Genomic DNA, 22,464 nt, shown 5'->3' on the forward strand with positions numbered 1-22,464 from the left:
TACCCGGACTTGGCCAGGAGCATTCGTCTGGCCGGACAGCGGGCGTCCCCGAGGCGACCCCGCCGCGGCACCGGCAACGGTTGGGGCCGGCTCAGACCTGCCCGAGCCACTCGCCGGCCAGTCGGATCGCGACGATCCCGCCCAGGGTCAGGGCGGCGGTGGCGATGAGCCAGCTGGCCCCCAGAATGAGGGCGACGACGGCGCAGACCACAGCACTGGCGAGCATGAAGCCGCCCACCGCGCCGGCCACTCCCGCCGGCGCGCGGGTCGACTGGTCGACGGTGGAGGTTCCCATGACCGGCCTGGGCCCGGAGTCCACGGTGGGGGCCGTCTCGTCTCCGCGCTCGGAGGTGCCCAGCAGGAGCGGTCCGCGAGCGCGGGCCACCAGTCGGGCGGGGTCATGGACCTTGACGGTGCCGGTGGTCAGGCCCGCGGCGGCGTCGAGGACGCCGGGCTTCCAGCGCTCGGCCTCTCGGCGCAGGGGGGTGCCTCCGGCCCAGGCCAGGTAGCCGGCGGCGGCCACCAGCCCGGCCCCGCCGAGGACCGCGACGAGCCACGGCGGGATCCACAGGTGACCGGCCTCGGCGTTGCGGGCCAGGTTCATGGCCGAGACGGTGGCCAGGACCAGGCCCGCCAGGGCGAAGAGCACACCGACCAGGCGCTGCCTGCGTACCGCTGCGGGCCAGGGGGAGGTGGTCCGGGCGCCAGAGCTCTTGGCGGGACCGCGTCCCACGCCCCAGTCGGTTCCGGAGGACGGGCGGCGGGGGCCGCGTCCCTTGGCGGGGCCCCGTCCCACGCCCCAGTCGGTGCCGCCGCCCTGGGCCTTGATCTCCTCGGTGTCGAGGGCGTTGGTGGCCGCCTCCCAGGCGCTGGACTCGGCCAGCATGCCGGCGTCCTCCTCGGGCTCGACAGCGGACGCGGTACTGCCGGTGACGTTGCCGGCGTTACTGGCAGTGCTGCTGTTGGTGGTGTTGGCGGCGCCGGCGGGCGCGCCGGGAGCGGTCCGGGACGCCGCCCCAGGGGCGTCACCGGAACCGGAGGAGGCGGGCCGGGCTTGGTAGCCGTAGCCACGGGAGGACGGAGCGCCGGGAGCGGGGGCGGCTGATGCGGGTGGTGGCGCCTCGGCCCCGGAAGCGCTGCCGGCACCGGAGGAGGCGCTGGGCACGGCCGTGGGCCGGCCTTGGGAGATGGTGAAGACGCGGGTGGTGGTGGCTCCCGACCGGGGGGCGTTGCCCGGCCCGTCGACGGCGGTGGGGCGCACGACGGGCCGCGGCGAACGGTTCTCGTTGACGCCGGCAGCGGCCCGCTCCTGCTGGGCGGCGCCGGCACCTGCGGCGCTATTGGTGCTGTTGGCGCTGCCTGCGCTGTTGGTGCTGACAGAGCTGCTGCCCGCGGGCGAAACCGGGGCGCCGGTGAGAGCGGGCTCGTCGCGTTCCTCAGGATCGTCGACGCCGTCACCGACGTCACCGTTCGGCACCGGGTTCTCGTCGACGGCGCTGGCCGCCGCCTCGCCCACTGTCTCATCCGCGGTCTCGCCTGCCGGGTCAGCCGCAGCGTCCCGTGCTGCACCGTTCCCGGCACCGTCTGCGGCGCCACCCGCGGCCTTGCCCACGGCATCGACCGCGGTGATGCGCCGCTCGGCCTCTGCCCCGTTCTCCGGGGCGCTTGCCGCAGCGCTGGGCCCGCGCCCGTAGCCGCGGACGGCGCGCAGGGAGACCGGGGAGGCGGGAGATCCGGCGGACAGGGTGGAGTCGGCCCAGCCGGTGTCGTCACCGGTGGCGTCGGCCAGGTCGATGGCGATGGCGGCGTCAACGGCGTCAGCGGTCCCCGAGGCGATGGCCTGAGCGGCGGCCGAGCGCATGTCCTCCTCCGTCATGACCGCCGGGCTGCCCGCCTCGCGGGCGCCGGCGGCGCCGTCGGCCGAGCCGGGGGCGGATGCGGCAGAGGCGCCGGAGGCGTTCGAGGCGGCAGAGGCCGGGTTGTTGCCGGGGCGGACGACCTCAAGCAGCCCGCTGCCGCCGGGCCTGCCGGCGGCGCTCTTCGGGCGAGGGGTCTTCTTGGGCACGATGCCCCAGTTGACGGGCCCCTGCTCATTGTCGGGACGTCGTTCACGGGGAGTCATGAGATCACCTGTCCCAGGATCGAGGCGAGCCCCAGGGCCACGAGCACGAAGCCGGTGGCGCCGAGGAGGAGCTGGCCGACACGGATGAGGGTCTCGCCGGTGGAGGTCCCGGCCAGGTGCTCGTCGGCCGCACGCCCCACGGAGGTCGCGGCCAGCGCGGTGGTCACCGGGCCGGAGACGACGTCGAGGGTGGTCAGCTCGCGCCGACCGGTCGACTCGGGGACCAGCACCTTGGTTCCGGGCACGGTGAGCGTCGCCAGCTCACCTCCGGGCTGAGCGGCTGCGGCGTCGTCGGCTCCCGAGCCCCGCTGGGAGGACTGGGAGCCCCTGCCCGCCTTGCCCCTGGCGCTCTTGCCGCCCGCAGCGCCGGCAGCCTTCTTGGAGGACTTGGTGGACTCGGCCTGCTGGCGGGCCTGGGCGGCGCGGACCCGGTTGCGCTCCAGGCGCAGGCGGGGGGCGTTGACCACCAGGGAGCGGGCGGAGACCCGCAGGGAGGCGAGCATGCCCAGTCCCACCAGGATGAGGGCGGTGCCACCCAGGAGGCGGGAGGGCCCGGTCACCCCGAGGGCGGAGGTGATGGCCGCCGACAGCGCCAGGACAACGGTCAGGACGATCAGGCAGACGAGGACGTAGAACCCCGGGCCCGGTTTGAAGGCGCGAGCGGCGGCACCCGTATCGGGGACGTCTGAGGAGGGCGAGGTGGTGGTCATGACAGCTCCAGGGGGCGGCCGGTCAGTCGCTCGTAGGCCTCGAGGTAGCGGGCTCGGGTCCGCTCGACGACGTCGTCGGGCAGCGCCGGGGGCTCCTGGTCCCCGCCGCGGTCCCAGCCGGAGGCCGGCGAGGTGAGCCAGTCGCGCACGTACTGCTTGTCGAAGGAGGGGGTGACCTGACCGGGCACCCAGGCGTCGGCCGGCCAGAAGCGGGAGGAGTCGGGGGTGAGGACCTCGTCTCCCAGGACCAGGTTGCCGTCGGCGTCGGTGCCGAGCTCGAACTTGGTGTCGGCCAGGATGATGCCGCGGTCCTGGGCGATCTCGGCGGCCCGGGTGTAGAGGGCCAGGGTCGTCTCGCGCAGAGCGGTGGCGGCCGACTCCCCCACCATCTGGGCGACGCGCTCGAAGGTGACGTTCTCGTCGTGCTCACCGAGCTCGGCCTTGGCGGCCGGGGTGAAGATCGGCTCGGGCAGGCGGGAGGCCTCGGTCAGGCCCTCGGGCAGCGGCACGCCGCACACGGACCGGTTCTCCCGGTACTCGGTCAGGCCGGAACCGGTGAGGTAGCCGCGGGCCACGCACTCCACCGGGTACATCTCCAGACGCCGGCAGATCATGGCGCGCCCGGCGACCTGGGCGGGGACGTCGAGGGAGACGAGGTGATTCGGGACGACGTCGGCGAGCTGCTCGAACCACCAGGCGCTCAAGGCGGTGAGGACCCTGCCCTTGTCCGGGATCAGGGTGGCCAGGATGTGGTCGTAGGCGCTGATGCGGTCCGAGGCGACCACGAGGAGCACGTCCTGACCGCCCCAGGGTCCGTCGGCGGCGGGGGCGTAGACGTCCCGGACCTTGCCGCTGGAGCGGTGCTCCCAGCCTGGAACGGCGGGGGCGCGGGAGGCGGGTGCTGAGGCTCCGGGGCTGACGGAGGCGGAGCTCGCGGACTGAGTCATACCCCCATCCTGCCATCGGCGGGTGTCCTGTGTCCGGTTCCGGACGGCGGCGTCGCCTGCGTGAGTCACCACTCCTGTCCCGCTCGCGTACCGCGGCATCACGCCAATTCATCCGGGTCGGCATGAAGGAGCGGCCGGGTACGGACCGGAGCAAATCCGACCGGCGGGAAGGTGACGGATCGGGCGCCCGGGAGCCCCCGGAGCGACGGACAGGATGTTGACGTGGGTCAACACCGACGCCGGTGCACGCGAGGACCATGCACCGGCGGCGCTGCGAGCCGGCCTCAGGAAAGAGCGGTGAGTGTGTGCTTGGTCTCGGAAGAAGTGCGGGCGATGTCGGTGCGGTACTGGGCGCCCTCGAGAGTGATGCGCTCAACGGCCTCATAGGCGCGCGCCCGCGCCTCCTCCACGGTGGGCCCCAGGGCGACGACGGACAGGACGCGTCCGCCGGTGGCCACCAGCTCGTCGCGCTCGGTGGTCCCGGTGCCGGCGTGCAGGACGTGGACGTCGTCGACCTCCTCGGCAGCCTCGATCCCGCTGACGGCACCGCCGGTCGTCACGGTTCCGGGGTAGCCGGGGGCGGCGATGACGACGTCGACGGCGCACTGCTCGGACCAGGTGGGCTCGGGGACCTCGGCGAGACGGCCGGTGGCGGCGGCGTGGAGCAGCTCGGGCAGGGACGAGGTCAGGCGGGCCAGGACGGCCTGGGTCTCGGGGTCGCCGAAGCGCACGTTGAACTCGACGACGCGCAGTCCGCGACTGGTCAGGGCCAGGCCGCAGTAGAGCAGGCCGACGAAGGCGGTGCCGCGGCGGGCCATCTCGTCGACGACGGGCTGGGCGACCTCGCGCACCACCTGCTCGGCCAGGTCGGCCGGCGCCCAGGGAAGGGGCGAGTAGGCGCCCATGCCGCCGGTGTTGGGGCCGGCGTCGTCGTTGAGGAGCCGCTTGAAGTCCTGGGCCGGGGCCAGGGGGCGGACGGTGGCGCCGTCGCACACGCAGAACAGGGAGGCCTCGGGGCCGTCGAGGTAGTCCTCGACGACGACGCGGCCGCCGCCGCGGGTCAGGCAGGCGCGTCCGTGGGCCAGGGCGACGGGGCGCTCGTCGGTGACGACGACGCCCTTGCCGGCGGCCAGGCCGTCCTCCTTGACGACGTAAGGGCTGCCGAAGCGGTCCAGGGCGGCGGTCAGCTCGGCCTCGGTGGTGCACACGGCGGCCTCGGCGGTGGGCACGTCGGCGGCGGCCATGACCTCCTTGGCGAAGGCCTTGGAGCCCTCCAGGCGGGCGGCCTCGGCGCTGGGGCCGAAGCAGGGGATCCCGGCGTCGCGCACGGCGTCGGCGACCCCGGCCACCAGCGGCGCCTCGGGACCGACGACGACGAGGTCGGCCCCCATCTGGGTGGCCAGGGCGACGACCTCCTCGGGGACACAGGGGTCGATGTTGAGGTTCGTGGCGATGGCCGCGGTCCCGGGGTTACCGGGGGCAACGACGAGCTCGGTGGTCTGCGGGTCACGGGCGAGGGCGCGGGCGAGGGCGTGCTCGCGCGCGCCGGAGCCGAGGAGCAGGATCTTCACGGCGTCAGCCTAGATGATGGAGGCCACATCACGCCCAGGATCACGGGCTCCGCGCGTCCGGGCTCGGAGCCGGCCCGTCTGATTACTCAGGAGAACCGCGTCGCCTCCGAGTAGGCTCGCACCGGTTCCGGGGCATGAAGGCTCCGGACTGCCACGTACCAGGAGGCCCGGTGGTAGGCGATCAGATCCCTGCGACGACGTCCGCCCCTGCGACTACCCCGGAGGTCACCCAGAAGATCGACCAGAAGAGCGTTGAGCGGATCAACGCGGTGACGATCCGCCGGCTCGGGGCGGTCTACCTGCCCCAGGCCTCGGGCCGACCGGCGGTGACCTCGTCCCGCTCCACCTCATCGCGCAGCGAGGCCCCCGGGCCGGACCAGAGCCCCGACCCGGGGATCGAGACCGCCCTCACCACTCTGCGAGCCCTGGGTTACGCGCTCTCCGCCCCAGCCCGGCAGGCTCTCACCGACCCCGAGCAGGCCTGGGCACTGGTCAACGCCGCAGCCCGCCTCACCTCCGGCTCGCCGACCGCCGAGTACCGGCCCTTCTACCCGGACTTCCCCGTCCAGGTCCGCAACGCCCGCGAGACCACGCTGCTGGTCAATGCCGCCCTGCACTACCTGGGCGACCTCATCGGGACCCGGATCCTGCCGGACTACCGGCCCAGTCCCCGCCAACCCCTGCCGGAGGACGACGGCCCCCTCACTGAACTGGGCCTGGCCACGGAGCAGGACCTGGAGCGGATCGTGACCGACCTGATAGCCCAGGCGACCCCCTTCAGCGCCCAGGACCGCTCGGACCTGGTGGTGCTGCGCGACCACGGGCCCGCCCGGGCGCCGCGCATCACGGTCAAGGAGAATCTCGCCGTCCTGACCGTCGCCTTCCCCGACTTGGACTTCTCGGCCTCCTACCGCACGGTCACCGACGTGCTGCGCCTGGCGGTCGCCATGGCGGCCGGTGACGTCTCCCTGGCCGAGCCGTGCCGCTTCCCGTCCTTCTCCCGCGCCCAGCGGCGCCGACTGCTGGGGCTGCTCGACACCGTCGGGAGGGACCAGGACGGCCGGGACGCCGTGGAGGAGATGGCTCGGCGGGCCGAGCGCTGGAAGCGGCTGGCCCGCCACCTGCGGGCCGGCGACTACGCGCGCCGTTTCCCGCGCGCCGCCGAGCTCCTGGGCCAGGTCGCCTCCGGGCGCGCCGAGCCGGGCTTCAGCTCCCGCCTGGAGCAGGCGCTCGCCCGTCGCGACGTCGAGGGAGCCATCCGCCTGATGTCGGGCCGCCCCGGGGTCTTCGCCCGCCGCCTCAACCACCTGCTGCGTCTGAGCCAGGACGATGCCACCCGCGAGCGCGTGGTCGCCGAGTTCGCGCGAGTCGCCCCCGGGGTCTCCCTGCCCGTGCTGGTGCGCCTGTGGGAGTACTTCTCCTCCCCCGGGCCGGAGGTCCTGCCCTGGCGGGTCGTGGCCATCAAGGCGGGCACGGACATCAAGACGACCCTTATCCCCAGCACGCGTCACCCCGGCCCCGCCGACGCCGCGGTGGTTCGCGCCGTCGAGAAGGCCCTGCGCGGGCGGGCGCACCTGGGGCGGATCGCCGTCGACCAGCGCCTTTACGAGGGATACACGGTGCCACTGGGGCAGCGCTCGGCCTCGCCGGGCCTGCGCACGGCGGGGCGCGGCACCCGCCTGCCCCTCCCCGAGGGGGAGACGATCCGGTTCTTCCTGCACTGGCGCGATCTTCCGCAGGGTCCGGAAGCCTCTGGTCCGCCTGATGGCCGAGCAAGCCGCGTGGACCTGGACCTGTCGGCCTTCCTCGTGTCCGAGGACCTCACGCGCACCGAGCAGATCGCCTACTACAACCTGCGCTCGGAGGCGGCCGTGCACTCCGGGGACCTCACCTCCGCGCCGGAGGGGGCGGCCGAGTTCATCGACGTCACGCTGCCCAAGGCGCTGCGATGCGGTTGGCGCTACGTCGTCATGACGGTCCACTCCTACTCCCAGCACCCCCTGGACCAGGTGCCCGAGTGCTGGGCCGGGGCGATGGCCCGTGACGGGGACCCGCAGCGTGGTGAGGTCTTCGAGGCCTCCAGCGTCATGCAGCGCCTCGACCTGACCTCGCCCAGGCTCAACGCCACGCCCTTCATCATCGACCTGGCAGAGCGCCGCCTCATCTGGTGGGACCTGGCTGTGCGCATGAGTAAGCAACGGCTGGTGAACCTGGACCACAGCACCAACCAGGTCCTGGCACACCTGCTGGACCTGCTGCAGGGCCGGCGCATGCCGTTGGCGCACCTGCTGGGCCTTCTGGCCGACGACGTCGTCGAGGACCCCGATGACGCCGACCTGGTCCTCGGGGATGGCGGGGTCCTGCCGTGGCAGACCGAGAGGATCCTGGCCCTGCTCGGCTCCACCGGGAACGCGGAGCCTGAGCAGCTCGGAAGTAGGCCGGAGTAGGCCAGAGTAGGCCGGAGTAAATCGGGGTATGCTCGCCCGTATCCGGCCATGGGGGTGCTTCCTTCCGCATACTCCGCATCCAGCGCCCTCGCTCTCCGGACGCAGCCGGGCGGAGCCGTCAGCGGTCCCGCCCGGCTGCTGCACGGAGGTCAGAAGGTGGTGAGCAGGAAGCGCGCACCGTGCGGGTCGGCGACCTCCACCATGCGCGCGAAGGGCATGTCGATGGGCTCGGCGACGACGCTCCCGCCGAGCTCGCGCACCCGCTGGGCGGCGGCGTCGGCGTCCTCGACCCCGAAGTAGACGCGCCACGCTGACGGACCCGCCTCACCGAAGTAGCCGGCCCGCCCGACACCGCTGACCGAGACGCCGCCGACGACGCTCGTGTAGAAGTCCTGCTCCTGGTCGGCGATGGTCAGCCGGCGGGTGGGCCACCCAGCCGCCTGCCGGTAGAAGCGCTCGGAGGCCTCCAGGTCGCCGGCCAGGACGTCGAACCACACCGGCATCCCCGCCCGGCGAGGGTAGGGCCCCTCGGCCTCCTCATCCTCCATGAGCCCGACGACGTTGCCGTCGGGATCGGAGACGAGGGCGTAGGCCATGACCTCGGTGACGGGGGTGGGCGCCAGGATCACGCTCCCGCCGGTTCTCTCGGCGGCACCGGCTGCGGCGCGGACGTCGTCGACCATGAAGCTGACCTGCCAACCGGGTCCACCCGGGGCCTCGGAGGCGGGCTCGAAGGAGGCGATGAGCCGGCCTCCGTGACGCACCTCGGTGGTCAGTGTCCCGCCCGATTCGGGGCGGGCGATCTCCCACCCGAGAAGGTTCCGGTAGAAGTCGGCGGAGGAGTCGATATCCGGGGTGTACAGCTCGACCCAGCAGGGAAATCCGGTGAGGGCCTCGGCGGGCTCGGAGGTGGCGGCGGTCGTGTCGGTCATCAGTGGCTCCTTGCGTGTACGGCAATGCGGCAGTGTGTCGAAGGACGTCATGACGCTCCACGACGGTAGACCGGCAGGAGTGGCGCCAACGACTCCGATCCTGCTCTCTTGCGCGACGCCCCTGCGGGACCGCCCTCAGACCACCATGGCCGCCAGGGCGACGAGGACCGCGGGGTCCCAGGGGAGGGCGGTGCGAACCGGCAGCGTGATGGGACCCGAGGCGGGCGGCAGCGGGACGCGCAGCCGTGCGACGAGTGGCCGGGTCGGCGCCAGGTGCTCGTGCACGCTGGCGCCGTCGGGGATGACGGTGACGAGGATCCAGGGGGCGTCGGGGACGACGGGCAGCTCCACCTCGTCAATGTGCCGGCGCAGCGTCCCGGTCGCCGGCAGCCCGCTGGGAACCGGCCTGGGAAAGGTGCCGATCCACTGATGCGGCGACGGCCCGAGGCCGCGGCGCTGGTCGTCGGACAGGCTCAGGCGCAGACGGATCCTCCTGACAGCCGGCACGAAGAGGCTCGCGGCTGGCAGGGTCCGCTCGGAGACCCGGTCGGCGAGGCGACGCAGGGCGCCGGGCGGGGTTCCGACGTCGCGCAGGAAGCGCCGGCTGAAGGTGCCCACGGAGGTGTAGCCGACCTCGTGGCAGGTCTCGGCCACGCCCAGCCGGTGGGCGACGAGGAGGTGCTTGGCCTGGTGAAGGCGCCAGGCGGCCAGGTAGTCCATGGGCGAGGTGCCGACGGCGGCCGTGAAGACCCGGGTGAGGTGGGAGGGGCTGTAGGCCAGGTGCTCTGAGAGGTCGCGGACGGTGAGGCGCTCCCGGAAGTGGGTGCGCAGGTACTGGGTGGCTCGCAGCGCCAGGTCGGCGGCATCGAGGTCGGGCGAGTGCTCCGCCTGTGCGCCGTCGGCGGCCGGGGCGATCAGGTGGGCGAGGCCCGGCGACATGAGCCCGTCAGGTGAGTGCTCGCGCATGACGACACGCTACACAGCGGCGACCTCCGGCAGGGGCTCGCGCCCGGACACTCAGGTCAGGAAAGAAGGAGAAGAGAATCCTCCCCACCGCTCAGTGCGGAACCTTCAGCCCCATACCTTGCTCGAGGATCTCGCGCTCCTCCTGCATATCCGCACTCTTCACGGCGACATACCGGCCAGTTTCGCGAGTAGCGCCCCGAGCGACACCCCAGAGCCACATCGCTTCACATCGGGCCACCAGCTGTTCCTGGCGCCGCTGAAAACTCCCCCAGGCGACACCTGCGCCATCCAAAGCGAGGTGCTGCCCGTTGGCACGCACGGCGAAGATTCTGTCGCCTGCGACAAACAGGCCGGACCGGGACTCCGGCCAGGCACACACCCAGGGGGTCGGCAAAGTCGGTTTAGGTGGGGGTTTGGGTGAGTAGTCTGATGGCTCGTTTGGGTTGTCGTGACAGGGATCTGGTGGTGCTGGCGATGGAGGTGCCGGTGCCGTGGAAGAGTCGGATGAGGCTGATGGCCAGGTTACGCAGGGTGGCCATGACCTGTGGGCCGTTGCCGATGCGCAGCTGGTGGCGGTCCTCATCGAAGACCACGTCCCTGACCCAGTGAAGTCGGTTCTCGATTCCCCAGCGCCCTTGGACCCAGGCCGCGACGACCTCGGGCTGGGCATCGGTCATAGGGAGGGAGCAGATCAGGTAGACCACCTCAACATGCTTCCTGCTCTTGATGGTCCTGGTGCGTCGGAGCTGGACCACCTGCGCAGCCCCGGGGAAGTCCACCCAGGCGGGAGCCTCAATCGCCTTGGCAGCGCGCCGCACCCGCCGACCGTGACCGGCATCGACGCTTGAGACGGACGGGACACTCTTCCAGGGCAGCGCCTTGAGCGTCCTGCGAAGGGTCTTCTGGTTGCCCTTGACCGTCAGCACGTAGTGACCACCACGCCGGGTGATCCACCGGGCTGTGCCTGTCTGGGTGTGCATCGCATCGGCGCTCACCACCACCCCTTCCAGGTCCAAGGGTTCGAGAAGCTCCCTGAGCGCGGGGATCTCGTTGGACTTGCCTGCCACCCGCTGCTGGGTCGGTACGGCGCCGGTGGCGTGGTCCAAGGCGGCCAGGAGGTGCGGCGCTGGGTCCTTGCTGGTGCGGGCGCCGCGCATGGTCTTGCCGTCCACGGCGATCACTGTGCGGCCGTTGATGGTGCCGGTACGCGTGCACAACCATGACCTCAGGTGGGCGTCAACGTCAGCGGGGTCCAGGTCCTGCAGGACTCGGCGGATGGTCGACTCTGAGGGCAGGGCCTGGCCCGCCGCTAGTCCCAGGGCCTCCAGGTCGGCGCTGGTCAGGTCGGTGGTGCGCTCCCATATCGCCGTCAGGCTGCGACAGCCGGCCAGCACCCCGGTCACGGCCAGGGACAGGACCGTAGACAGGTTATGACGCACGCCCCGACGGTCCCTGGGATCAGCCACGTTCCTGAGAACCTGGACCAGGGACCGGCGCGACAAGGCGGTCGTGGTGGAAGATGACATCGGCGCGGGCTCCCAGGACGAAGGGATGACTAGACACCACTCATCGTCCCTGCGGGGCCCGCGCCCCCCGTCCTAGCGACACACCACCCCCGTCAAAACGGCTCAGACACCCCCACCCACCAACTTTGCCGACCCCCTGACTCGGCTCCCCCGGGCAGTGCTGCGATTCTCGACTGCGGCAGGTGCAACATGCACCTGACCTTTTCAGCCACGCACCACTGTAATCCCGACCACCGCACCAATCCGCTTCTCCGGCGGGCGGCTCTCACCATTCCGCCGACGACGTCGTGGTTCCCCTGGTGGAGCGTCGCAGTCACTGAGCGGACCAGAAGACGGGGGTTCCCACCGGCGAACCGGTGGGAACCCCCGTCAGCTCCCTTCGCGGGGAAGGGGCTCAGCCGTGATCAGGCCTTCTTGGCCTCGGCGATGCGCTCACGGAACTTGGCGAGCTGCTCCTTGATGGCCTCGGGGAGCTTGTCACCGAACTGCTTGTAGTACTCCTCGGTGTCGTCCATCTCGGCGGACCAGGCCTCGGGGTCGATGTCGTACATCTTGGCCCACTCCTCCTCGCCCAGGTCGAGGCCCTCGAGGTTGAACTCCTCGAACTTGGGGTAGCGGCCGGTGACGCCGTCGATCGCGTCGGCCTCGCCGGAGGCGCGACGCACGATCCAGTCGAGCACACGGGAGTTCTCGCCGTATCCGGGCCAGATGAACTTGCCGTTCTCGTCCTTGCGGAACCAGTTGACCTGGTAGACCTTCGGGAACTTGTCGCCCAGCTGCTCCTGCATCTCCAGCCAGTGCGACCAGTAGTCGGCCATGTGGTAGCCGCAGAAGGGCAGCATGGCCATCGGGTCGTGGCGCAGGGAGCCGACCTTGGCGTCCAGGGCGGCGGCGGTGACCTCGGAGGCCACGGCCGAGCCGATGAACACGCCGTGGGCGTTCTCGTACTGCTCGGCGACCAGCGGCACGTTGGTGGCGCGGCGTCCGCCGAAGAGGATGGCGTCGACGGCCACGCCCTCGGGAGCCTCCCAGTCGGGGCAGATGATCGGGCACTGCGAGGCCGGGGTGGTGAAGCGGCTGTTGGGGTGAGCGGCCTTCTTGCCCTCGGCGGCGTCGGCCGGGGTGAAGTCGTTGCCCTGCCAGTCGATGAGGTGCTCCGGCATCGGGGCGTCGATGCCCTCCCACCACACGTCACCGTCGTCGGTCAGGGCGACGTTGGTGAAGATGGTGTTGGCCTTCATGGTGTCCATGGCCATCGGGTTGGTGTCGTAGGAGGTGCCGGGGGCGACGCCGAAGAAGCCGGCCTCGGGGTTGATGGCGCGCAGGCGCCCGTCGGGGCCGGGGCGCATCCAGGCGATGTCGTCACCGACGGTCTCGACCTTGTAGCCCGGGATGGTGGGCTGGAGCATGGCGAGGTTGGTCTTGCCGCAGGCGCTCGGGAAGGCGGCAGTGACGTGGTACTGCTTGCCGGTCTTCTCGTCGGTCAGGCGCAGGATGAGCATGTGCTCGGCCATCCAGCCGTCGCGGCGGGCCATGGTCGAGGCGATGCGCAGCGCGTAGCACTTCTTGCCCAGCAGGGCGTTGCCGCCGTAGCCGGAGCCGAAGGACCAGATCTCGTTGGTCTCCGGGAAGTGGGTGATGTACTTCTCGTCGTTGCAGGGCCAGGCGGTGTCCTTCTCGTGCTCGGCCAGCGGCGCACCCACGGAGTGCACGGCCGGGACCCACGGGCGGCCCTCGGCGATGAGGTCCATGGCGGCCGAGCCCATACGGGTCATGATCCGCATGTTGACCACCACGTAGGGGGAGTCGGTCAGCTCGATGCCGAGCTGGGAGATGGGGCCGCCCAGGGGGCCCATGGAGAAGGGGATGACGTAGAGGGTCCGGCCGCGCATGGCGCCGTCGAACTTCTCGTGGAGGATCTTCTTCATCTCGGCCGGGTCGTACCAGTTGTTGGTCGGGCCGGCGTCCTCCTCCTTCTCGGAGCAGATGAAGGTCCTGGACTCCACGCGGGCGACGTCGCTGGGCAGGGAGCGCGCGAGGAAGGAGTTGGGGCGCTTGTCGGGGTTGAGGCGGGTGAACATGCCCGACTCCACCATCTCGGTGGTCAGGCGGTCCCACTCCTCCTGTGAACCGTCCGCGAAGTAGACGTTCTCGGGCTTGGCCAGCTCGGCGATACGCGTGACGAATTCAATGACATCCTCAGGGGCGTTAGCCGGCGCGGCGGCGCGGACGTCCTTCTCAGACACAGTCATGCGAGTCCCTTCCTTGGGGGTGTTGATCCGGTGAGCGCGCCGTTGCCGACTCGCTCGGTCGAGGGCAATACTCCCCCACCCGGCGCCTGAGGTCACATCGCCGAAGGTCCCAACTGGGCCTCTCTTCCCGGCCATGCCGGCATGTGATCGGCCACATTCGGGAGGATGACGGCTTTTGCCGCCCTTGAAACGGCATCGTTCCGCCCTCAGTGAAGGTCCAGTGCGAGCGTGTAGCGTGCCCGCATGCCCGTCGTGCCGTCTCCCGTGTCCCGTCCCTGGCGACCCGCCACGAGCTCTCGGCTCCGCTCGCTGGTGCGCCCGGCCCTGGTGGCCGCCTCCTGCCTGGGGCTGAGCGCCTGCACCGCCCATATGGATATGACCATCAGCGCCCAGGGCAGCTACGACGTCGCCCTGGAGATGCGGGACACGACCGGAACCGTCTTCCCCCAGGGCAAGACCCCCGACTGCTCCGCGTACTCCGACCCCACCACCCTGGGCGTGCCCGCGGGCACCACGGTCAAGGCCGAGCCACTGACCGGCGATGACGGCCCCGGCTGCCAGGTGAGCATCAGCGGCGTCAAGGTGCCCCAGGCCTCGGCGGCCGAGCCGAACACCATCGTCGTGCGCGACGGCGACGTCTACAAGGTGACGATCCAACCGTTCTCCTCCGACCCGCAGGGCTCCGGCGGGACCGACGACGCCGCGGGGGCGGCAGGGGCGGTACCGCAGGCGACCGCCGATCCATCGGGAGGCCAGGGGGAGCCTCAGCCGAGCAGCACGTCCTTCAAGGGCGTCGTCGACACCAAGGTCTCCGTCACCTTCCCCGGTGCGGTGACTCAGTCCGGCGGAGGGAAGGTCTCAGGCACCACGGTCACCTGGGACGATCCCGACACCGTGGCCAAGGGGGTCAGCGCCTCGGGCTACGCCCAGGACTCCCGGGGCGTGTCGTGGTGGAGCCGCTCCAGCGTCTGGATCACCGCGGGCCTGGTACTGCTCGGCGGGGTCCTGGCCGCGGCCGTTGCGCGCCGACGTACCGCAGGGCGCTTAAAGCGCAGACGGCGCACGCGCGAGAAGCAGGAGAAATCAGCGGAGTAGCAGCCGGTCAGCGCCGACGACGACGCGGAGCCGTCACCCGCCGGCACACCTCCGTACCAGGTCATCAGGGCAGGGGTGTCGGGTCGCTGGGTCGCTGGGCCGCGCACGTCCTCAGAGGACCTTCCGGAGCGGAGGAATCGGACAGACACTCCCGGGCGGCAACAGCACCGACTTAGACTCGACGCATGAATCATGCCTCCCGCAACGTCCCACGGCCTGTGGTCGCGGCAGTTCTGGCCGCCCTCACGCTGATCCTGGCCGGCTGCGGAGTCCGCTACGACTTCGTCATCCACGACGATGAGACCGCCGACCTGACCTACATCATGTGGGACTCCTCCGACCTGCGGCTCATCACCAAGGAGAACTGCACTGAGCAGGAGCTGGGGAAGTCGACCCCGTTTCCCGAAGGCGTCGAGGCGACCTACAGCTTCACGTCCCACAATGACAATCCGGCATGTCAGGTCACCGCCAAGGCGGTCCCGCTCAGCAAGCTTCAGACCGACACGTGGACGATCAAGCACAAGGACGGGCAGTACGTCTTCGACCTGTCCCCCGGCTCTCTGAGCAAGCTCAGCTCGAAGAACCCCCAGCTCTCCTCCCAGAACATCGGGGGAAACACCAAGGTCTCCGTGTCCGTGACCTTTCCCGGTGAGGTGACGAAGTCCAACGGCAGGAACGACGGCAACAAGGTCACCTGGGACGATGCGCTGGAGAGCTCCGACGGTCTTCATGCCGAGGGCGAGGACGGCATGTTCCACCTGCGGTGGTGGATGGTTGCCGTGGCCGCCGGCGCTGTCCTCCTCATCGTCGCGGGTGTCTTGCTCTACCTCCTGAGGGTTCGTCGAGCCCAGCGAATGAATCCCGCATCGCCGTACGGCGAGGTTCCTCGGGACGCTGGAGCCCCCGGTGCGATCCCGTCGGACGTCTACATCAGCGGTCCGTACCAGTCTCCGCTGCCCGGCACCCAGCCGCCGACGTCGGGGCCGACCCAGCCCTATCCGGTCGCCGATCTCCAGGCCGGCTACTCCCCGTACGTCGAGCCCGGCCCGGGCGCCGGCACCTTTCCGCCTCAAGACGCGGGTTATCAGAACGGGGGCTATTCAGCCGGCCCCGGCATCTACGGGCCCTACGCTCCCGGTCCCGACTACACCCAGATGCCCTACCAGGAGGGACATGGGCACGCCGACTTCCGGCCACAGCAGGCGCGCACCGGAGGTCAGGGCATGCAGCCCTACCCGCCTTACCAGGGCGGGTAGCCGGCCGCTGCCAGGGAGCCTTTGGGGAACCGCTGGGGAATACTGCCCCTCAAGCAGCCGCCGGGCGACCGCGGCGATAGCTATGGTGGCGCCATGAGCTTCACTGTCGCCTTCAGGAGAGTCCGCACCACGCTGGCTGCGCTGGCCGCATTCGCCGTCGTTGCCGCGATGGCCCTGGTCTCTCCTCCAGGGCAGACGCTCAACGAGCTGAATGTCGCCATCGACATGAACGTCACCGTGAAGAGCGATGACATCTTTGAGGCGTCCTTCGTCATCACCGATCAGACGAATTACAGCTGGATCCCTCCTATTACCGAGGATCGCTGTAACCTAGACTACTTCCTTCTGGAGCCGAACATCTTCGCCAACGCGGAGACGAAATTCGACGACGGGAAAGATAAACGTGTCTGCACCATTACCAGAAAGGGGAAGATCTCCGAGACCAACGGCGCGATCAAGCACGACCATGACAATAACGAGTACTCCATCGATACCACCAGTATGAACGGACGCAAGACGCCGCCCGAGGAGCTGCAGCTGTACTACGCCGCCACCTTCCCCGGAAAGGTGACCCAGAGCGCAGGTGGAGAAGTCAAGGAGGACGCAGAGAACACCGTCTCCTTCCGGGACTTCAAGGGCCGAGTCGTCAAGGGACAGGACCGTCCCGCCTCCGAGATGACAACCAGGAGAGTGCTGCCCTGGATCATCGGTGGCGTCGGCGCGCTCGTGGCGGCCGGCCTCATCGCGACGGCGGTCGTGGTCCGACGTCGTCAGCAACGCGAGCAGGGCACGCCAGGCCCCTACCCGCAGGCCGCCCCCGCCCAGGGCGCCGTACCGCAACAACCTCACCTCAGCCATGCGACTCCTCAGCCGCAGTATCCCGTGCAGACGTCATCTCCACAGTCGTCCCAGCAGTACCCCGTGCAGCCGTCGCCGCCCTACTCCCCCTCCGACACGGTCAACAGGCCCTACCCGCCCTCCCCTACGCAGACGCCCCAGCAGCGCAGCAGCTGGCCCCCGCCGCAGCAGCCCCAGTGACAAGCCACACGCGAGGGGAGCGGTCCCCACGAAGATCCGGTTACAACCCGGCATCGAAACCGTTACTGTGGGCCCATGACATCTGCCATCGCCCGCCGCGTTCCCGCGCCCCTATCCGTGTTGACAGCTCTTGCCACCCTTGCTCTGTCCGCCCCTCTCGGCTTGGCCGCGCCCACCGGGCACGCCGCTCCGCTGGCTGACGACTCGGCTTCCGGGATAAAACTCACGTCAGACATCGTGGTCAAATCGAACGACACCTACACGTCCAAGATCGTTATCAACGATTCCACTGGTCTCGGAATTTTTAACGAGAGCAACTGCAACTCCGACTCTCTCGCCGGCGCAGGGATTGGCGGCTCCGATGTCAAAGCCACCTTCAAGGAGGATGGAGACACTACGGTCTGCACCCTCGAAGAGTCCGGCCCCATCAAGGACAGCAACGATCTGATCAAGCATGAGGGCAATAAATACGTCGTCAAGACCGGAAGCGACAATGCCGGCTCCGCGAGTCAGGTTGACGTCACCCAGACCGTCACCTTCCCCGGCAAGGTCACCGATGCTGACGGCGGCAAGGTCGACGGCAACAAGGTCACCTTCACCGACATCGACACGCACACCGTCAAAGGCAGTGACGGATCGACCCCGATGTGGGTCTGGATCCTCGTCGGCGTGGGCGTTCTGGCAGTAGTCGGCGGAGGCGCGGCCGCCTTCTTCATCACCCGCAGCAGGAAGAACCGGGGCCAGCCCGCCTATGGGGCCCCCGTTCAGGGCTACGACCCGAACCAGGCATTCCCGGCACAGCCTGACCAGCAGGCCGGCTACGGCACACCCCAGGCCCAGCCTGACCAGCAGGCCGGCTACGGCACACCCCAGGCACAGCAGCAGCCAGGTCAGCCCCCTTACGGCACCGACCAACCCGGACAAGGCGCCTACTGACACCCACCCTGTACCACTTGCCATCGTGGCCTCGGAGTCCTGCGACTCCGAGGCCACGTCCCTTTTTATCGGTCATCTGATGCTCACTCTGTTATTCCGTAAAATTCCGGCCGATTTTTATCGTCCATTCAGCCATCTCGCCTCCGACGATCGTCTAGGGTGAGGCCCATAGCAGCAACTACTCCCCTGCGCCGCTCCCTGAGCGCATTAACATTCCTCCCACTTCTCGCATCTCTCACACTTGTCTCCCCTGCAGGCAGTGCATTGACGTCCACCGCCAAGGATCAGGACAGTCAAGGCTCCTTCACCGTTGACGTCACCATCAACAAGGACGACACCTACGACTACAAGGTGAGTATTGCAAAAAACGAGAAGGACTCCTCGGTGTCATCGGATGACTTGAAGGAGAGCTGTGAGGATTCGAGAGGGTCCGGGGCCTGGAATGAGGCCAAGGCGACCTATTCGGAGCCCGGAGGACGTCCAACCTGCACCTACAGCGGGAAGGACAAGATCTCCAAGAGCAGTAATCTCATCGAGCACACGGGAGACGAGTACGTCTTCGACACCGAGCGCGGCGCCATGTCCAGTGCCGACGCCGACATGGATTTCTCCCTGTCGGTGACCTTCCCCGGAAAGGTCACCGACTCCGATGGCGGAAAGGTCAGCGGAACCACCGTCACCTTCAATGAGGCCGGCGACTACCGGGTGACGGGCAAGGACACTCCCGCCTTCCCGTGGGTCTGGGTGATCATCGGAGTGCTGGTGGTCGCAGCCGCCGGGGGCGGCGCCTACTGGTACCTGAACAATCGTAAGAAGGTGACTCAGCAGCAGGCATACCAGGCGTACCCGGTTGGAGCCCCGGGATACGCGGCCCAGCCGCCTCAGACCCCAGTTCCCGACCAGACACAGGCACCCGGTTCGGTTCCCGCACAGCCCCAGGGCCCAGTCGCCCCGGGATACACGCAGCAGGAGCACGGCGGTGCTGTGAACCCTGGCCCCGTTCCCCCGTCTTCGGACAACCAGCCGGACGCGCCAACCTCCTACTGACGTCCAGTACGGCGGCCCTGAGCAACACGCTATCCATGCAGAGCGCTCAGGGCCGCCGGTGCAATGTCATGACTCGGATGCACCTCACTCAGTCCACGCAGTTCTAAGGCGGCACATGCACCACCCCGCCTCTCGGCGCACTCCAGCAGTACCCCTCATCGGCATTCTCTGTCTTGCCGGCCCCCTCCTTACGGCGGTGGCGACGCCTGCGAGTGCCGCCGTCCCCATGGCGAGCACCGACGAGGAGAAGGTCAGTATCGAGATCGTCATCACGTCGGACGACAAGGTGACGACCACCTTCCTGGCCACTACGCGGTCCGACGACGAACAGAGTCTCAAGGAACTCTGTGTCGCCGAAAACTTTTCAAAGGGCTCAGCTACGCCCGAGGTATCGTTCTCGTTCGAGAACAAAACTCCTACCTGCAAGGTAGTTCTCAACACCAGCGTTTCCAACAACGAGTACGTGACGCATGACGGAGACGAGTACGTTGTCGACACCCACGTGGACTCCATATCCGAGGAAGACGTTAATAACTCCCCAGCACTATCCGTTGTATTTCCCGGCAAAGTAACCGATGCTGGCGGCGGACGAATTGAGGACGATTCGAAAAACAAGGTAGTTTTCGAGACGTTCTATGATAACCATGCGCGAGGAAACGATACATCAGACACCAATGCCTCCTCGACCTCAGGATCAACTGGAAACGCAGCCTGGATTATTGGAATACTGGTCGTTCTCGGACTCGCTGCGGGCGGAGTGATCACCGCCATCACCACCTCCGTCAAAAAAAGCCGGGAGCAGAGGTACCTTTAGGTGCTTGCGCGAGCACCTTACAGTACAGCTCCAGCAAGATACGCCTCCCAAACACACTCTCACCACCAGTCTCCCCACACCGGGCGGCACGCCCCCTCCCAGTTGTGGCCTCAGCAGGCACAGCCATTCCATAAAAGCACCGCAGCAGCTGCACCGCCAATACCTGTGCAGCCTCCATACTCGTCTCAGTCGCAGCAACAGCCCCCTTATCCTAATCCTCCATCAGTTGGAACCAGTGGACCGTATCGACCACCGGAGCACGGCACGTACGACGGTTACTGACCCTCAAGCCAGTTCTTCATATTTTTGGATGGCAGCCGGCGCCTATCGTCAGACTCAGGCCGTTACTTCGGCCCGGTCTTTGAGGCATCCTAGGTGGATGAGGCTGCGGCCGATGTAGCACTTGGCAGGGCAAGTTCCGGTCACGCTGGCTCAGAGAAAGTATGACAAGCGCTGTTCGACGCTTCAGACGGTCTTAGTTATGGGTGCAGCTTCCATAACTCACTCGCTCACAGTCCTGGCCGAGCCATTCTTCAATTCTTCTTCAATATCATCAACGGTGGTGTACATCAGTTCACGAACTCGCTCCAGTCCACGCTGTTGCTTCAGTTCCCCCCGAAGCTCAGGATGAGCCCCATAGAATGCGACGACTCGACGAAGCTGCTCACACCCCAACGGGATACTGGTTATAGAAACATATGTTGCCCCCGTCTCGTAAGCGATAACCGCGCGTTGTACTCCTGCAACCTTTTTACTTCCCACTACCACCGGACATGAGTCCCAGGGCACATACCTGCGTCCGATCCCCAACGGCCAGATTGTCATACCACCGGGACGTAATTCGATGGCAGGACTCCCAGGAACATAAATCGGCACAGCGGTCCACGCGAGGATACTGGCTGCGGTCATCAGGAGAGAGAATGAAAGCGCTCTTCTATCGCCTGGAATATCCATACCTGACAACAACGCCAAACACAGTGAGACCAACGACGATACAGTCATCATTGCATTGACAAGAACCTCCGCCACCTCAACGATGACCGGCGGCACAAACTTGACGCAGCTTTCGCCACCACGCCAGTACCGATCCGCACCATCAATGCGTGAATACAGTACGTACCCGTGCACCCCATAGACAATACTGGAACAGCCAATAAGTAGCAGCCACGCTTGGAGCGCAATCGACGAGTTAGGGATAAACGACAGAAAGACCATGAGGATGCCGGCAACGAGTGCCGTGAATGCAACCACACCTCTTGAGCGGTCTAACCGCCCACAGTCCCGCGTTGCGAGTTCTCCTCCAGAACTGAAGGAGAGCTTTCGAAACGGTGACACTCTTGCCCGTTACCTTGTTGGTGGTCCCGGGTGGTCCGGGGCTGGGCCAGCTGCTGTGGGCATGATGTCTTGCCCCTGTCTTCTAATGATCCGGGGGGTGTTGTCACCCGCGGCAGCCGGGCGCTGGTGACCGCTGATAAGGGGAACGACCCGCTGCGTGTGAGGTCTTTCGTAACGTGGGTGCGGGACCGGTCGTCCACCGGCTGACCCTCACCCATGCAGCGAGAGGTGGCAGGAGAGATGGATATCGAGGACATCGACGTCTTCATCGGCATCGACGTCGGCAAGAGCGAGCACTGGGCCACGGCCCTGAGCCGGGACGGGCAGAAGGTCCTCGACAGGGCCCTGCCCAACGACGAGGACCGGCTGCGTGAGGTCTACCAGCGCCTGCAGGCAAAGGGGCAGGTGCTGGTGGTGGTCGACCAGCCCGCCACCATCGGGGCCCTGGCGGTGGCGGTGGCTCAGGACATGGGCATCACCGTGGGCTACCTGCCCGGGCTGTCGATGCGCCGCATCGCTGACCTGACGCCGGGCAGCGCCAAGACCGACGCCAAGGACGCTGCCGTCATCGCCGGCGCAGCCAGGACCATGCCTCACACCCTGAGAGCCGTCAGCGCCTCGGAGGAAGAGGCTGCGGCGCTGAGCATGCTGACTGGCTTCGACCTGGACCTGGCCCGCCAGGTCAACCAGACCGCAAACCGGATCCGGGGCCTGTACACCCAGATCCACCCCGCCCTCGAGGCCGTGGTGGGGCCCTGGCTGGAGCACGACGCCGTCTTGGAGGTCGTCGCCGCCTGGCCCACTCCAGCCGATCTGAAGCGAGCGGGCAAGGCAAGGATTGACGCCAGGCTCAAGAAGCACGGGTGCAGGCGGCACGCCACCTGGGCCGGCCAGATCGTCTCGGCCCTGGAGCACCAGACCGTGGTGGTCGCCGGCACCGACGCCGCCGCAGTGGTGCTGCCCCACCTGGCTAGGCAGCTCATCTCCCTGCACGCTCAGCGGGCCGATGTCGCAGCCCAGGTCGAGACCCTGGTGCAGGCCCACCCTCTTTACCAGGTCCTGACCTCCATGCCCGGGATCGGGGTCAGGACCGCAGCCGTCTTCCTGGCCGAGACCCTGGGCAAGACCTTCGACGCCGGAGCCCAGCTGGCCTCCTACGCCGGGCTCGCTCCTGTCACACGTCGCTCCGGCTCATCGATCCGTGGTGAGCACGTCTCCCACGGCGGCAACAAGAGGCTCAAGCGCGCCATGTTCCTGTCCGCCTTCGCCTCACTGCGCTCCGACCCCGTCTCCCGGGCCTACTACCAGCGCAAACGCAACCAGGGCAAACGCCATAACCAGGCCGTCCTCGCCCTGGCCCACCGCCGCATCCTGACCCTGCACGCCATGATCCGCAACGGCGCACTCTACGACCCCCAACCAGCCACGAAACTACCCACCGCCGCTTGACACACCACATAGGGGCACCCC

General features: G+C 68.3%; 18 protein-coding genes. 8 read left to right on the forward strand and 10 right to left on the reverse strand.

What is annotated here, in order from left to right; genetic code table 11:
* Positions 1–91: 91 nt before the first annotated feature.
* The 4 genes from EL340_RS15450 to purD form a co-directional block, all read right to left on the reverse strand.
* Entirely contained in the window at positions 92–2,122 is a 2,031-nt protein-coding gene (locus EL340_RS15450) for a hypothetical protein (protein ID WP_232022966.1), read from the reverse strand.
* Entirely contained in the window at positions 2,119–2,832 is a 714-nt protein-coding gene (locus EL340_RS09090; protein WP_126414324.1) for a hypothetical protein, read from the reverse strand. Before EL340_RS09090 ends, EL340_RS15450 begins: the two co-directional genes overlap by 4 nt.
* A complete protein-coding gene (locus tag EL340_RS09095; protein WP_126414325.1) occupies positions 2,829–3,779 on the reverse strand; it encodes a phosphoribosylaminoimidazolesuccinocarboxamide synthase in 951 nt (316 codons plus the stop codon). The genes EL340_RS09090 and EL340_RS09095 overlap by 4 nt, the downstream gene beginning before the upstream one ends.
* A 284-nt stretch (positions 3,780–4,063) precedes the next feature.
* A complete protein-coding gene (purD, locus tag EL340_RS09100; protein WP_126414326.1) occupies positions 4,064–5,350 on the reverse strand; it encodes a phosphoribosylamine--glycine ligase in 1,287 nt (428 codons plus the stop codon).
* A gap of 170 nt (positions 5,351–5,520) precedes the next feature.
* On the opposite strand from purD, the gene EL340_RS09105 reads away from it, so the two are divergent.
* The gene (locus EL340_RS09105; RefSeq protein ID WP_232022967.1) at positions 5,521–7,797 is read left to right on the forward strand and encodes a TerD family protein; all 2,277 of its coding nucleotides are present in this window, start codon (positions 5,521–5,523) and stop codon (positions 7,795–7,797) included.
* A gap of 149 nt (positions 7,798–7,946) precedes the next feature.
* On the opposite strand, the gene EL340_RS09110 is transcribed toward EL340_RS09105, so the two are convergent.
* The 5 genes from EL340_RS09110 to EL340_RS09130 form a co-directional block, all read right to left on the reverse strand.
* Positions 7,947–8,729, reverse strand: a complete 783-nt coding sequence (locus EL340_RS09110; protein ID WP_126414327.1) for a VOC family protein — start codon at positions 8,727–8,729, stop codon at positions 7,947–7,949.
* A 135-nt stretch (positions 8,730–8,864) separates the two neighbouring features.
* Entirely contained in the window at positions 8,865–9,695 is an 831-nt protein-coding gene (locus EL340_RS09115) for a helix-turn-helix domain-containing protein (protein WP_126414328.1), read from the reverse strand.
* Between the two features lie 91 nt (positions 9,696–9,786).
* Positions 9,787–10,014 carry a hypothetical protein gene (locus EL340_RS09120; RefSeq protein ID WP_232022968.1) on the reverse strand — a complete coding sequence of 76 codons (228 nt, stop codon included), beginning with the start codon at positions 10,012–10,014 and terminating at the stop codon, positions 9,787–9,789.
* A gap of 82 nt (positions 10,015–10,096) precedes the next feature.
* Positions 10,097–11,221, reverse strand: a complete 1,125-nt coding sequence (locus EL340_RS09125) for an ISAs1 family transposase (RefSeq protein ID WP_126414329.1) — start codon at positions 11,219–11,221, stop codon at positions 10,097–10,099.
* 404 nt (positions 11,222–11,625) lie between these two features.
* Positions 11,626–13,473: a phosphoenolpyruvate carboxykinase (GTP) gene (locus EL340_RS09130; protein ID WP_126414330.1), complete on the reverse strand. Its 1,848-nt coding sequence runs from the start codon at positions 13,471–13,473 to the stop codon at positions 11,626–11,628.
* 243 nt (positions 13,474–13,716) lie between these two features.
* Here EL340_RS09130 and EL340_RS09135 point away from each other — a divergent pair, with 243 nt between their 5' ends.
* From EL340_RS09135 to EL340_RS09160, 6 genes are all read left to right on the forward strand, one after another.
* Complete coding sequence (locus tag EL340_RS09135; protein ID WP_126414331.1) at positions 13,717–14,568, forward strand: LppM family (lipo)protein; 852 nt, start codon at positions 13,717–13,719, stop codon at positions 14,566–14,568.
* A gap of 185 nt (positions 14,569–14,753) precedes the next feature.
* Positions 14,754–15,824: an LppM family (lipo)protein gene (locus EL340_RS09140; protein ID WP_126414332.1), complete on the forward strand. Its 1,071-nt coding sequence runs from the start codon at positions 14,754–14,756 to the stop codon at positions 15,822–15,824.
* A gap of 93 nt (positions 15,825–15,917) precedes the next feature.
* Complete coding sequence (locus EL340_RS09145) at positions 15,918–16,862, forward strand: hypothetical protein (protein ID WP_126414333.1); 945 nt, start codon at positions 15,918–15,920, stop codon at positions 16,860–16,862.
* A 75-nt stretch (positions 16,863–16,937) separates the two neighbouring features.
* On the forward strand, positions 16,938–17,798 hold the full coding sequence (locus EL340_RS09150) for an LppM family (lipo)protein (RefSeq protein ID WP_126414334.1): 861 nt from the start codon (positions 16,938–16,940) through the stop codon (positions 17,796–17,798).
* Between the two features lie 264 nt (positions 17,799–18,062).
* A complete protein-coding gene (locus EL340_RS09155) occupies positions 18,063–18,845 on the forward strand; it encodes an LppM family (lipo)protein (protein ID WP_232022970.1) in 783 nt (260 codons plus the stop codon).
* A gap of 115 nt (positions 18,846–18,960) precedes the next feature.
* Complete coding sequence (locus EL340_RS09160) at positions 18,961–19,659, forward strand: hypothetical protein (protein ID WP_232022971.1); 699 nt, start codon at positions 18,961–18,963, stop codon at positions 19,657–19,659.
* Positions 19,660–20,160: 501 nt separating this feature from the next.
* On the opposite strand, the gene EL340_RS09165 is transcribed toward EL340_RS09160, so the two are convergent.
* Complete coding sequence (locus EL340_RS09165) at positions 20,161–20,910, reverse strand: hypothetical protein (protein WP_126414335.1); 750 nt, start codon at positions 20,908–20,910, stop codon at positions 20,161–20,163.
* Positions 20,911–21,234: 324 nt separating this feature from the next.
* Between EL340_RS09165 and EL340_RS09170 the strand changes: the two genes are divergently transcribed.
* Positions 21,235–22,443 carry an IS110 family RNA-guided transposase gene (locus tag EL340_RS09170; RefSeq protein WP_126413232.1) on the forward strand — a complete coding sequence of 403 codons (1,209 nt, stop codon included), beginning with the start codon at positions 21,235–21,237 and terminating at the stop codon, positions 22,441–22,443.
* Positions 22,444–22,464: the final 21 nt, after the last annotated feature.

It is taken from the genome of Actinomyces viscosus (assembly GCF_900637975.1).
In the GTDB taxonomy this organism is placed as follows: Bacteria; Actinomycetota; Actinomycetes; order Actinomycetales; family Actinomycetaceae; genus Actinomyces; species Actinomyces viscosus.